At 64.7% G+C, this 12,604-nt stretch carries 10 protein-coding genes; 6 read left to right on the top strand and 4 right to left on the bottom strand.

All coding sequences use genetic code 11. The features are described from left to right. Nucleotides 1-23: 23 nt before the first annotated feature. Nucleotides 24-557, bottom strand: a complete 534-nt coding sequence (locus G9C85_RS19305) for a DUF6735 family protein (RefSeq protein WP_166041861.1) — start codon at nt 555-557, stop codon at nt 24-26. 164 nt (nt 558-721) lie between these two features. Between G9C85_RS19305 and G9C85_RS16020 the strand changes: the two genes are divergently transcribed. The 4 genes from G9C85_RS16020 (at nt 722) to G9C85_RS16005 (ending at nt 4,939) form a co-directional block, all read left to right on the top strand. Next, nucleotides 722-2,434: a PQQ-binding-like beta-propeller repeat protein gene (locus tag G9C85_RS16020; RefSeq protein WP_166041859.1), complete on the top strand. Its 1,713-nt coding sequence runs from the start codon at nt 722-724 to the stop codon at nt 2,432-2,434. A gap of 103 nt (nt 2,435-2,537) precedes the next feature. Next, nucleotides 2,538-3,428 (top strand): twin-arginine translocation signal domain-containing protein, encoded by an 891-nt coding sequence (locus G9C85_RS18720; RefSeq protein ID WP_166041667.1) that lies wholly within the window; start codon nt 2,538-2,540, stop codon nt 3,426-3,428. A 63-nt stretch (nt 3,429-3,491) separates the two neighbouring features. Continuing rightward, nucleotides 3,492-4,427 carry a formimidoylglutamase gene (gene hutG, locus G9C85_RS16010; protein ID WP_166041857.1) on the top strand — a complete coding sequence of 312 codons (936 nt, stop codon included), beginning with the start codon at nt 3,492-3,494 and terminating at the stop codon, nt 4,425-4,427. Nucleotides 4,428-4,516: 89 nt separating this feature from the next. Further along, entirely contained in the window at nt 4,517-4,939 is a 423-nt protein-coding gene (locus G9C85_RS16005) for a PaaI family thioesterase (RefSeq protein ID WP_166041856.1), read from the top strand. Nucleotides 4,940-4,990: 51 nt separating this feature from the next. On the opposite strand, the gene G9C85_RS16000 is transcribed toward G9C85_RS16005, so the two are convergent. Beyond that, the gene (locus G9C85_RS16000) at nt 4,991-6,442 is read right to left on the bottom strand and encodes an MATE family efflux transporter (protein WP_166041854.1); all 1,452 of its coding nucleotides are present in this window, start codon (nt 6,440-6,442) and stop codon (nt 4,991-4,993) included. A gap of 318 nt (nt 6,443-6,760) precedes the next feature. Between G9C85_RS16000 and G9C85_RS15995 the strand changes: the two genes are divergently transcribed. Next, entirely contained in the window at nt 6,761-7,501 is a 741-nt protein-coding gene (locus tag G9C85_RS15995) for a DNA-directed RNA polymerase subunit epsilon (RefSeq protein ID WP_166041852.1), read from the top strand. Nucleotides 7,502-7,579: 78 nt separating this feature from the next. Next, nucleotides 7,580-9,634 carry an AAA family ATPase gene (locus G9C85_RS15990; protein WP_166041851.1) on the top strand — a complete coding sequence of 685 codons (2,055 nt, stop codon included), beginning with the start codon at nt 7,580-7,582 and terminating at the stop codon, nt 9,632-9,634. 262 nt (nt 9,635-9,896) lie between these two features. Here the strand turns inward: G9C85_RS15990 and G9C85_RS15985 are convergent, their stop codons facing one another. Together G9C85_RS15985 and G9C85_RS15980 are read right to left on the bottom strand one after the other, a co-directional pair. Beyond that, entirely contained in the window at nt 9,897-10,703 is an 807-nt protein-coding gene (locus tag G9C85_RS15985) for a phosphatase PAP2 family protein (protein WP_166041849.1), read from the bottom strand. A 30-nt stretch (nt 10,704-10,733) separates the two neighbouring features. Next, on the bottom strand, nt 10,734-12,587 hold the full coding sequence (locus G9C85_RS15980) for an ABC transporter substrate-binding protein (protein ID WP_166041847.1): 1,854 nt from the start codon (nt 12,585-12,587) through the stop codon (nt 10,734-10,736). Between the last annotated feature and the right edge of the window lie 17 nt (nt 12,588-12,604).

Raw genomic sequence — 12,604 nt, 5'->3', positions numbered from 1 at the left:
ACTGAGAGCGAATCCAACTGGTCTCAGAGTCCGGTTGCGTCCGTCGAATCGGGCGGAATGGCGACGACGGTCCGGTCCGCGACCTCGGCGTCGAGCGCGTCCAGGAGGTCCTCGTGAACGCGACGGGGTGCGTCGCCCACCGCTCGAGCGTGAGCGGCAGTGGCGCCGCGGCGCCACGCGCGCAACTCGCTGGCGTCGTGCTCGGGGTCGCGATCCCGTCTGAGAGGAACGAGCGCGCCGCCGTACTCGACGGTCGGGTCGTCGAGCCAGAACGCGAGCGATTCGAACGCGCGGACGCAGAACGATGGCGTGACGACGAACGCGGCCTCGTGCGCGAGCGGATCGACGTACGTCGCCGCGAGGTCCGCGAGGTCGTCCGCGACGCCGAGCGGACCCGGCCGAACCCTGGGTGCGTCCCCGCCGCGACCGCGTCCGCCCAGCGGCGTCGACTCGGTCACGGCGTCGAGCAACCGGTAGCCGTGGGCGCCCCACTGCGAGTACCGCACCGTGTACCCGCCCGTCGGTCGTTCGTACGCGACGAGTGCACGATGCCCCACCTACGACCGCCTCCGTCCAGTCATGTCGACCGTCGCCGCCCGATCGCACTTGAATGCCCGGACGGCGCTCGTCGGTCAGCTGTGGGCGATTGCGAATTGGCCACCGAGTGGATGCAGTCTGCAACGTATATGTGTGTTCGATGCATGGGTCGGTTCGAACCGCAATGTCGAGCGATCATGGGCAGGAGGACGCGGGCGGGGCACGCGAGTCGACCGTGGAATCCGACGGTGGGGCATCGCGGGGGACACTCGACCGGTCGAAGGTGGTGACGATGGACGGGGCGGACGCTCGCAGTGGCTTGGGTCGCCGGACGGTCTTGAGTGCGACGGCGGGCGCCGCAGTTGCGTTCGGGGTCGGCGCGACAGTCTCGTCCGCCGCCGCGGACGCGAGCGAGTCGTCGCCCGGCGTGGGCCGCGAGCGTGCTGGCGAGTCCACGGCGGCGAACGCGACGCCGACCGCCGCAAACGCGACGCCGACGGAGTGGGTGATGGACGGGTTCGACGTCGCGAACACCAGGTACGCGCCGGACGCGTCCGCGGTCACTGGGTCGGCCTCTGAGGTCTGGGAGTTCGACGTGAGCGTCGACCACGTCCGCGGCGGCAAGTACAAGACCGGGCGGATCGAGTACGCACCGCCGACGATCGCCGACGGGGTGGTGATCTTCGGCGACGGCGCGGTCACGTCCAGCCAGAACTACGTCCACGCCGTCGACGTCGAGACCGGCGAGCACGTCTGGCGGACGACGATGCCGGAGGTGAACGCCTCGGTCGCCGTCGGCGACGGTCGCGTGTACGCGGCCGGGAACGAGTCGTTCGTCGTCGGGCTCGACCTCGAGAGCGGCCAGGAGCTCTGGAAGTGGGGGGTCGGCCGGGACGTGAAGTCCTCGCCGAAGTACCACGACGGGACGGTGTTCGTCGGCTGCAACGACGGGCGGTTCTACGCGCTCGACCCCGCGGAGGGGTTCCGGGTGTGGCGTCACGACACCAGCGACGACGCCGAGAACCTCCGGATCTACGGGAGTCAACCCATCGACGACGGTCTGGTGTACGTGAACACGTGGGCGCCCGGCGATCAGGCGTCGTTCCTGTACGCGCTAGACGTCGAGAACGGGCGCGAGCGATGGAAGTACGACGTGTCACTCGGTGGCGGTAAGGGCGTCGCGCCGCCAGCGGTCGCCGACGACCACCTCCTCGTGCCGGACGGGACGCGCGGTCGGATGCTCGCGTTCGACCTCGACGGTCACGACATGGTCTGGCAGAAGGAGGGGTTCGAGTTCGGGCCGCGGAACGGGGTCGCGATAGCGGACTGTCGGGCGTTCGTCGGGTCGCTCGGCGGGCACGTGACGGCGATGGACGTCGAGACGGGCGAGTGGGGGTGGCGAGCGGACACCCGGGCCGCCGTGGAGATGCCGCCGACGGTCGCGAACGGGACGGTGTACGTCGTGGACCGCGAAGGCTGGCTGTACGGGTTCGCGGTCCGCGGCGGCGCGAAGCGCTTCGAGTACCGGGTCGGGGAGCGGGCGTCGACGACGCCGCGAGTCGTCGACGGCGACCTCTTCCTGGCCTCGAACGAGCGCCTTCTGCGGGTCACCGGCGACCGCGGTGACTTCTCGATCGAGGCTGTCTGTGCGCCGACGGCGTCGACGACGGCGAGTCCGACGACCGATGCGTCGACGACGGAGCCGAGGGCGACGGCAACGAGTCCATCGACCGAGACGGCGTCGGAGACGACGGACCCGACGGGTGATGGTGGGACCGGGACCGACGGGAGCGGGTCGACCCCGGGATTCGGCGTCGTCGCGAGTGCGACGGCACTGGCGTCCGCGGCCGGAGTGGCACTACGTCGGAGGCGTCGGACGACGACCGACGAGGAGTGAGCATCACGGACCGAGCCTCGAGCGGGCCCGTGCAGGTATCGCCGGAGGGAACCCGAGACACGAACCGCGACCTTTTCAGCGCGCTGTGACGAACCGACCGGCGATGCGAACGACACGACGACGGTTCCTGGGCGCCGCGGGTGCCGGACTCGCCGCGGGGCTCGCCGGCTGTAGCGGTGGCGGACCGACGGTCCCGTCGATCGCGGAGGCACCTGGCGTCGCGGGATCCGAGTTCCGCTTCGCGTACGAGGCGACCGACGTGGCGATCCCGCGGCGGCCGCCGGTCGTACTCGGCAGGCTCGACGACCTCAGAGATCACGGCGCGCACCTCGCGGACCCACCCCACGCGCTCGCCGGACACGAACCCCTCTCGTCGCCCGTCTCGGACGTCGTCTCCCTGCCGTCGACGACGGCGTACGCGAAGGTAGCGGGGGCGCGCGCGTTCGTCGGCGTCGACGCGGACGCGGCCCGGTCGTCGCTCGCCGACGCAGGCGAGGAGACCACCGCGTCCGGGCGACCGTACTTCGAGGGCGAGGACTGGGCGGCCGCTGTCACCGACGACGCCGTGGTGGAGGCGGCCGCACCCCTGGTCGGGTCGGCTCGCGAACGCCGCCAGTACGCGACCACGATCGCTGCCGCGGTGGCGGGCGACGAGGACCGGTTGCTCGACGTCCACGAGCCCTCGCGTCGCGTCGCGGACGCGCTCCCGGCCTGCCAGTACGTGAGCGTCTCGCCGTCGCTCTCGGACGTCGACTTTCGAAGCGAGATCTTCGGGGTGTCTGTGCGCGGCGAGCAGTCGGTGCTGGCGACGGCGCGACTCGCAGCCGACCACCGGGACCCGAGCAAGCGGAACGCGCGGTTGGACGTCGTCGACCGATGGGAGTCCCGACTGACGCCGGACGCGTCGGTGTCGAACGTCACCGTCCTGAAGGACGACCACCTCGTGCGCGTCACCGGCGTCGTCCCGACCGCGAAGATCCGACCGTCGGGATGACGGTATCGTCCGTCACCGCTCGAAGGGGGACGATTGAAGGGTGGCGCAATCGACTCTCCGGACGTGACCGACCTACTGGAGCCCCCGGAGTGGCGACCGACGAGCACGGACCCCGTCGACGACCAGTTCGGGCACCTCGTCGACGGTGCGACGCTCGAGGACGCCGCGGACTACGACGCGGTCCTCGTCGGCGTCCCCTACGACGGCGCCGTCATCTCGCGGCAGGGCGCGAGCGAGGGCCCGGCCGCGATCAGGCGGTCGTTGATGAGCACGAAGACGCATCACTTCGACGCCGGGCCCGTCGACTCGCTCGCGGACCTCGGGAACGTCGCCTTCCCAGAGCAGGAGTCGACCGCGGTCGTACAGAGCGCGATCGCGGACGCGACGCGAGCGGTCCACGATCGCGACACCGCGCCCGTGTTTCTCGGTGGCGACAACTCGACGACGTACGCGAACGCCAGCCCCCTACTCGACCGGGACGTCGGGGCGGGCACGGACTCGCTGGGCGTCGTGAGCTTCGACGCGCACCTCGACTGTCGAGTGGTCCGCGAGGACCCGACGAGCGGGTCGCCGTACCGACAGCTCCACGACGACGGCCTCGACGCGCTCGCCGTCGTCGGCGCACGGCACTTCGAGACGTCGACGGGCTACCACGACTTCGTCCGCGACAACGACTACGAGATCGTGACCGCCGAGGAGGTCGGCGACGACGACGTCGAAGCCGTCGATCGCGCGCTCGACGCGCTCGGCGACGTCGACCAGGTGTACGTGAGCGTCGACATCGACGTGCTCGACGCACCCTACCCGGGGTCGAGCGCGCCGACGCCCGGCGGCATCACGGCTCGCGAACTGTTCCGGATGGTCAGGGTCGCCGCGAGCGACGACCGCGTCGCCGGGTTCGAGGTCGTCGAGACCGCCCCGCCGCTCGACGAGAACGACCGGACCGTCGACGCGGCCGCGCGGACGGTCGCGCACTTCCTCGCCGGCCACGGCATCTGATTCGACGGCGATCCCTCGGGTTTCGATTCGCGACGTTACCTGTTCGAACCAGGACAATGGTTTTGTCCCCCGTGCCCGAGGGGCACTGCATGGACGTACTCGAGCGTTTCAACGAGAAGTACCCGTTCGGTCAGCACCTCGGCCTGGAGATCACGGCGGCCGAAGACGGCGTGGCCAAGGGGCACGTCGCACTCGAGGACCACCACTCGCTGTCGGAGACGACGACGCTCGCGCACGGCGCGGTGCCGTTCGCGCTCGCGGACTCGCTCTCCGCCGCCGCGCTCGCGTCCGTCGAGGGCAATCCCGGACCGACGCTCGACGTCCGCATCGACTACCTCCGGCCCGCCACAGGCGACATTCACGGCGAAGCCGTCGTCGACCGGTACGGTTCCGACACGGGCGTCGTCGAGACCGAACTCTTCGACGCAGAGGAGAACTCGATCGCGAAGACCCGCGGCGTCTACAAGACGAACCTCGTCGGCGGACAGAACCCGTTCGTCGACTCGGACTGAGCGTCCCGCACCGCGACGGCGGACCGGTGGCTCACGGATACGATCGGTCGGTCAGTCGTCCGCGACGGGAGTCTCGGGCCGGTACTCCTTGCTGATGGCCTTCCACTTCCCGGAGCGGTACCGCCAGAAGTTGATGATGGCGGGGACGAGTGCCTCCCCCATGAAGGAGAGGTAGAGGCCGACGATGCCGACGGCGGGGACGACCGCGCCGACGTACGCGAGCGGGATCGCGAACCCGACCATGCCGATGACCTGACTGTAGAACGTCCAGTTCGTGTCGCCCGAGGCGTCGAGCGGCCCCGCCGCGGTCCCCTTGACGCTCTGGGCCATCACGGCGACGCACGCGGCGTACGTCAGACCGACGGCGACGGGGACCGTGTTCGGGTTCGCGTCCGGGCCGACGAACAGTTCGACGATCGGCTGTGCGAACGCGGCGACGACGACCGCGAACACGGCGTACGTCGCGAACGAGAACACGAGGATGTCGTCCGCGTACGCCTCCGCGTCGGCCTCGTCGCCTTCGCCGAGTTCCTGCCCGACGAGGCTGGACGCGGCGAGTCCGAAGCCCCAGCCGGGCGTGTTCATCAAGCCGAGGATGCGGCGGACGATGACGTACGCCGCGACGACGCTCGGCCCGAACAGCGCGACGATGGCGAGCATCGGGAACTTCGCGACCGTCCACACGGAGTTCCGGCCGACGACCGGGAGGCCGATCTCGAAGACGTCCCGGATCGTCGCCCAGTCGAGGTACGTCCCGAACGGGTCGACGTGGACGGGGAGGTCGCCGAGGCCGGGGATGCGGCCGGCGACCATCGCGAGCACGAACGTCGCGGTGACGAGGACGTTCGCGAGCACCGTCCCGAGGGCCGCACCGGCGACGCCCATGTCGAGTGCGAAGATGAACACCGCGTTCCCCGCGATGTTCGCGATGGCGCCGCCGCCGCGGACGAGCATCGGCGTCCACGCGTCGTCCGCGCCGATGAAGACGCGACTCCCGACGAGGTTCAGCCCAGCGAACGGGACGCCGAACGCGACGACGCCGAGGTACTCCGCGCCCGCTCGGGCGGTCGCCGGCTCCGCGGCGATGAGGTCGACGAGCGCCCGGGGGTAGGTCGCGAAGACGGCGGCGACGGGGACGGTGAGCGCGAGGACGATGACGGTACTGGAGCGGATCGCTTGCCCGATCTCGTCGTGCGCGTCCGCGCCGAACCCCTGGGAGACGAGCGCGATCGTCCCGGCGGCGAACCCGCCGCCGAGCGAGAACGCGATCCCCCAGAACGGGCCGGCGAACCCGACGCCGGCGATCGCGACTTCGCCGATGGCGATGCCGACCATCGCCACGTCGACCGCGTTCTTGCTCATCCGCGCGAGGCCGGTGACGATCCGCGGCCAGGAGAGGTCCGTCGTCCGTTCGACGTGCTCTCGGCGGACGAGGCCGGCCTTCGCGAGGAGGAGGCCGACCGAGAGCAAGAGCAGTCGGACGGGATTCTGGTACCGGACCACTACCAGCGAGTATTTCGTTTCGAAAACATAGGGGTTTCCTTCCCGGAACGGTGCGAGACGGCGTCACTCGGTGGGTCTTCCCACGGTTTTCTTGCTCCACTTTCGCTGCCGTACATTGGTTCGAACGTCCTCGTCCGCGGGGCCGGACCGCGCGAAGCGATCGGGTGCGACGGCCACCGTCGTTCAAGTCATTCTGGTTTCAATGGTTGATAGTGAGGAAGTAGGCGCCGTCCGACCCGGCGTCGTTCGTCGCCGTCGTCCCCGGCTTTCGTCTGCGGTCCCATCCCTTAAGTAGCGGCGCGGCCCTACCGTCATCGTATGACTGAGGGGCACCCGCCGCGCGACGTCGATCCCGCGTTCGACGACGTCGAGCGGCGGGACGTGAGTTCGCGGCCGGGCGACGGGTCGCTGTCGCGCGTCGACGCGGTCAAGGACGAGCGATTCCGGCGCTGGGACGTCGCGACGCCAGCGGCGACCATCATCGGTCGCCCGGAGTCACCGGACGGCGACGTGAGCGAGAACCTCCGACGGCTCCACGACGAGCAGCATCCCGCGATGGCGGGCCACAGCGCCCGGATGCATCGCCTCGAGAAGGCCCGGATCACGCACGCGTACGCCTCGGCGCTCGACGTGACGCCGTGGGAGCGCGACCGCGCGATGGGCATCATGGTCGACCTCGACCTGACCGTGTTCGGCCAGCAGCGCGCGATCGAGAAGGTGTCGCTGGTCGTCCTGAAGTACGTGGTCGACGACGAGCGCGAGCGCAAGCTCGGACTCCAGGACGAATCGTTCGTCGCGAGCCTCACTGGTGACGAGATGGAGTCGCTGTACGACCGCTACGAGTCGCTCTCGGACGAGGATCGCTTCCAGGAGCTCATGGAGGCCCAGGACCTGGACGTGACGAAGGTGAATCGATTGGAGCGATCGCTCCGCGAGCAAGTCGTCGAGCAGGACCTCGAGGACGCGGTCCTCGGTCGGTCCCCGTACCGCGACCCGGCGATGCCGTCGATCCGGGAGACGCCCGGCGAAAGTACTCGGACTGTAGACGATTCTGGCTAGTCCATCGTAACCTATATTTTTTGACAACTGGCCCTTGGCCGTAACTGTTAATATTCCTGACCAACGTCCTTTAAAGACATGACAGTGGTTGATGAAGTAAGAATCCAAAACTTTCGTTCAATTATTGATTCCGAATGGGTTTCACTTGAAGATGGAGTTACAACTCTAGTCGGACCCAATGAAGCGGGCAAGACTGCAATTTTAGAGGCCCTTAGAAGATTTGAGCCAAATAAAGGATTCAACGAAGATGATGTTTGTGACTATGTTAGTTCACCCGATCTTGAAAACACCGCGATGGTATCTATTAGGTTGTCTGGGGTGACCCCTGCTTCTTCATCTTCAAGACATACTGCCTCATTTAACCAACCCGACCTTCTGAAAATCGATCGAGAAATAGACATTACCATATATAAATATTTTGACGGCAGCTACTCGGTTGAATCTGCCGATATTGAATCTGAGATAACACAATATGAGTCATCTCGCCAAGAGAGGTCACAGAATCTGCACAAGGACCTCAAAAGCTTAGCATCCAGTATGCTGGATGAACTTTCTGAGGAGGATATAGGGGAATCGCAAAAAGAAATCGAATCCATTGCCACCCAATCAGGGAACTCTGGGTCCATTTATTCTAGCTTCCGAAGTACAGATAAAGTGGACATTGGAGGCCTCCAGAACCAATACCAGACTCTGAAAGGTATATTAGTTTCGGCGCGATCTGATGATTTACCTAGCCCTTTGACTAGTCAAGCTATGGAATTAGAGCGAAAAATATCTAGCTCTCGGCCAGCCGGTGATCTCTTCGCTGATCACTTTTTCTCGACCGTCTTATATCAGAATCCGCCTATTATTGACGATTCGATTAAACTCGATAAAGTTGGGCAAAAAGAGGAATTATTGTATTCGAGTCTTTTAGAATTCATTGGCATCGGTCCGGACGAAGTTGAGGGAATGGATCCCCGGGAAAGACGATCTACTATTGAGAGCGCCATGTCTGAGTTCACCAGCTTATTCACTAAATTCTGGACACAGGGAGAGATTCGATTCGATCTAGATTTTGTCAATGGGAAAGCTACATTACTTATATCCGACGAGTCAGAAGAAGAACAGTACGTCAGCCAGCGATCTCGAGGATTTAAGGAATTTCTTACATTCTTCCTACGTCTTCTCACGAACAACGGTGGGGAATCCTTTAGCAATCAAGTAATCCTATTGGACGACCCTGGGATTCACCTCCATCCCGAAAGACAAAAGGACCTCATTGAGGCTATTTCGAACCTTAGTGATTTTAATCAAATTTTGTATTCAACCCATTCCCCATACATGCTAGATAAGAGCCATATCAACGGTCTTCGTGTTATCTCTTCAAAGAATGGTCACGAAGGGACTATAATTGAGTCAAATCTCACCAAGGCGAGGGAATTGGACGGTGACTCTCTTGAACCCGTGAGAGGAGCTCTTGGCGCCACATTCAGCGATTCCCTATTTGGAAGCAACCAGACAATACTTGTAGAAGGATATACGGACCGCGTATATCTACGGAGATTCGCGAATATCTTTCAGAACTCAGGCCGGGTAGAATTCGCCCAGGACGCAGGGATCGTCGATATGGGAGGTGGAGCTAAATGGGAGAAGTATACCCGGTTTTTAGAAAGTGAAGGATACGATTATGTTCTCCTACTTGATTATGACGGTGTTGAAGATAATTCAGATAGACGTATTGAAGAAGATGATTATTTAGATAAAGAAGATGTTATCCGTATCGACAGTATACTTGACAAAACAATTTCAGAGGGAGATAAGGTCGAAATTGAAGACGTATTTGACCGCGAAGACTTTTTAAGATTTGTTTGCGATGTTTATGAAGATGTGAGTAGGGGTGATTTTGAGATGGTAGGAGAGGGTAAACAATCAATTGTAGAAGACGTGAATATTCGATTCCAAAAACTAAGGGGGCAACAAGGTCGAGACATACCGGATTTCCGCAAGAGAGAAATTGCAGACTATATTGATATGCAACTAAAGAAGCATGATGTGGGAGAAGTCTTGACAGAAAAGTCCGTGGAAAATTTCACACAGTTGGTTAATGATATAAATACATCTTTGCCTCAAAGTATTCGAACTAAGTCATAATTATGTCATTTATGCCCTAATGAGGTCACACGAGAAAATAGTATATTCGTGGTGAGGTACTATGCGAGGATTGAATCGAGCGTCGGGATGATCAAGTTTGCCAAGCTCGCATTCTAGTTCGTCGCTGGCCTCCGCACGGCCGTCGCAACCGACCTTGGCCCTATCCCGTTCTTCCTCGTCGACAAGGTGAGTAACCGCTAGAGGGGGATTTTTTGGAGCGAGCGGTTCAATGCCGCTTTACAAGCAGTAGTCGCTACCGGAACTAATTCACCGTCGAGTCGTCGGACTGGACGACGCGGAGCGCGAACGCGACGCTCCCGGCGGCGAGCGCGACGCCGACGACCACGTCCGTCATCCAGTGGATGCCGAGGTAGACCGTCGCGACCGAGATCGACGCCGCCAGCCAGGCTGCGATCGGCGTCCACGCCGGGTAGTCGGCCCGGAACCGGTACGCGGCGAACGCGACCGTGGCGGACAGCGACGCGTGCAGCGACGGAAAGACGTTCGTGTTCCTGTTCACGCGACTCGTGAGCAACTGGACGTCCGGCCAGTGGACGTACAGGAGCGAGTCGACGAGCTCGGGCATGTAGTTCCGCGGCCCGTACGCGACGAACGCGACGTACATGACGAGGCCGACGAGGTAATTGACGGTGTACGCGACGAGGAGGACGCGAAGTGGGTGATTGCGGTCGGTGAACGCGTACGCGACCAGCGGGAACGTCAGGAGGAACACGTAGCCGTACACGTAGACGGCGCTGAAGTACGACGTCAGCGCCGGCATCGCGTACGACTGGACGGTCGCGACGAGTTCGCCCTCGATGGCGTAGATGCCGCCCGTGACGTTCGCGCCGACGAACCAGGAGAGTTCCACGCCCACGTCGCGGACGACCTTGTTGATGGCGAGGACGCCCCCGAGGAACGCGATGAGGTATCTCGCCGCGTGAACGTTCCGTCGAATCGTCGAACCGCCTGCGAAGACGCGTTCGCGCCCGACGACCGCGACGAGACCGACGCCGTGGAGGACGGCGACGACGGCGACGACGGACGCGAGGAGTTGGAGGAGGGACATCTGTGGATGGTGGCGGGAGGAGTCGTTCGATCACGTGGTCCGGACCAGTTTCCCGTCGTCGTACTGGAACCCGGCGTCGCGGAACGCGGCTCGCGCGCGGCGCACGTCGAGGTCGCCGTCGCTGCCGAGGAACGGCGTCACGGGGTTCTCGCCGTCGAACGCGAGTGACTCGGGAACCCAGCGAGAGGCGGTGAGTGGCGTGACCGCGGGTTCGGCGTACCCGCGGAACGTCTGGTCGACGAGCGCGGTCTGGTCGACGAGGTGCGCGAGCGTGTTCCTGAAGCGCGGGTTCGAGAGCGGCGGCCCGCGGACGTTGTACCCGACGACGTACGGGGCGTTCGAGCGCGAGACGAGGAGGTCGAGGTCGTCCGAACGGCCGATGTCGGGGACGAGTCCCGCACCGACTGGCGTTCCGGTGACGTCCGCTTCGTCGTCCTTCACGAGCGAGACCGCGGTGTCGTCGGTCCCGACGACGTCGATCCGGACGCGATCGAACGCGGGCCGGTACGCTGCGACGCCGTCGACGTCTGGGTCGGTGCCGCGCTCGAGGAAGTGGTCGTCGTACCGTTCGAGGACGAGCGTCTCGCGGGGCGTGCTGTCGACGTACTCGAACGCGCCGCTCCCGACGGGCGGGACGTTGTCGGTGACGAGGGCTTCGGTCGTCGGCCCGAACTCGATCCCGCTGACCGAGGACCGACCGGTTCGGTCCGCCCAGACGTGCTCTGGGAGGACCGGGATCGTCAGTGCGTGCATGGCGACCGACGACGTCGCTTCGACGAACTGGACGTCGACGGTCTGCTCGTCGACGACGTCGACGTCCGCGACGAGGCTGCTGCGTTCCGCGAACACGGGCGCGGGGACGACGTTCCCGTCGTCGCCGTCCATCGACGTGCGGACCGTCCTCGTCCCGTCGTCGCCGTCCCCGTCGCCGTTCGCACCGACGGAGGTGTCGGCGAGGAGCGCGTACGTGAACGCGACGTCGGTCGCGGTGAGGGACTCGCCGTCGTGCCAGGAGAGGTCGTCGCGGAGACTCACTCGTGCCGTCGGCGCGTCCGCGGTCGCGGAGACGTCCCAGGCGTCGGCGAGCCACGGCTGGACCGTTCCCGCTTCCGTCACGTACCCGAGCGAGTCGTAGAGGAGATCCATGACGTACCCGAACCCGCGGTACTCGACGGCGAGCGGGTTCAGGTTCTCCGTGACGCGGTGGTCGGCAGCGACGACGCGGAGCGTCGACTCGTCGCTCGGGGCGTCCGCGGCGCGGTCGAGTGCCAGGTACCCGAGTGGGTTCGAGAGGACGTCCGCACTCCAGTTCTCGAAGCGCGACGTGCGGACCGCGCGGACGTCGTCTGGCTTCGCGAGCGTCGTGAACGGTTGCGTCCGCGCGACTGTCTCCTGAACGTCCGCGACGACCTCGACGCGGTCGTCGCCGGTCACTCGGCGCTGCTCGTCGAGGCCGTCGTCGACGTCGAGGTTCGCGTACCCGAACGGGTTCTGCCAGCCGGCGACGTCCGCGTACTTCGAGTGCACGAGCGCGTACATCGAGTTCGGTCGGACGACCTCGGGAGCGATCCGGCCGACGAAGGCGTCGTAGTCGTGGTCGAGGAGCGTCCGCCTGTGGAGTTCCTCTCTGGCCATCGGGGTGACGGTCGCGTCGATGCCGGCGGCCCGGAACCACTCCGCGATCTGTCGTGCGGCCCGGAGCGCGAACGGGTCGGCGTCGTCGGGCAGCGTCGCGATGGACAGCGAGATCTGGGATCGGCTCTGCCAGCCCGCGATCGACCGAAGGCGGCGCGTACAGCCGGCGCTGGCCGCGAGCGTGCTGGTGCCGAGCGCGCCGAGGAGCTCGCGTCGCCCCACGGTAGCGGATCCCGCCGCGTTCTGCATCGCGTGGAGGTTGTTCG

The organism is Halorubellus sp. JP-L1 (assembly GCF_011440375.1).
Lineage (GTDB): Archaea > Halobacteriota > Halobacteria > Halobacteriales > Natrialbaceae > Halorubellus.
This window is presented reverse-complemented; position numbering and strand designations above follow the sequence as displayed.

What these genes read in the sequence shown, in the direction of transcription:
- G9C85_RS15990 (WP_166041851.1), top strand. Translation starts at nt 7,580, where the DNA reads ATGACAGTGGTTGATGAAGTAAGAATCCAAAACTTTCGTTCAATTATT.
- G9C85_RS16020 (WP_166041859.1), top strand. Translation starts at nt 722, where the DNA reads ATGTCGAGCGATCATGGGCAGGAGGACGCGGGCGGGGCACGCGAGTCG.
- G9C85_RS18720 (WP_166041667.1), top strand. Translation starts at nt 2,538, where the DNA reads ATGCGAACGACACGACGACGGTTCCTGGGCGCCGCGGGTGCCGGACTC.
- G9C85_RS15995 (WP_166041852.1), top strand. Translation starts at nt 6,761, where the DNA reads ATGACTGAGGGGCACCCGCCGCGCGACGTCGATCCCGCGTTCGACGAC.
- G9C85_RS16005 (WP_166041856.1), top strand. Translation starts at nt 4,517, where the DNA reads ATGGACGTACTCGAGCGTTTCAACGAGAAGTACCCGTTCGGTCAGCAC.
- G9C85_RS15985 (WP_166041849.1), bottom strand. Translation starts at nt 10,703, where the DNA reads ATGTCCCTCCTCCAACTCCTCGCGTCCGTCGTCGCCGTCGTCGCCGTC.
- G9C85_RS15980 (WP_166041847.1), bottom strand. Translation starts at nt 12,587, where the DNA reads ATGCAGAACGCGGCGGGATCCGCTACCGTGGGGCGACGCGAGCTCCTC.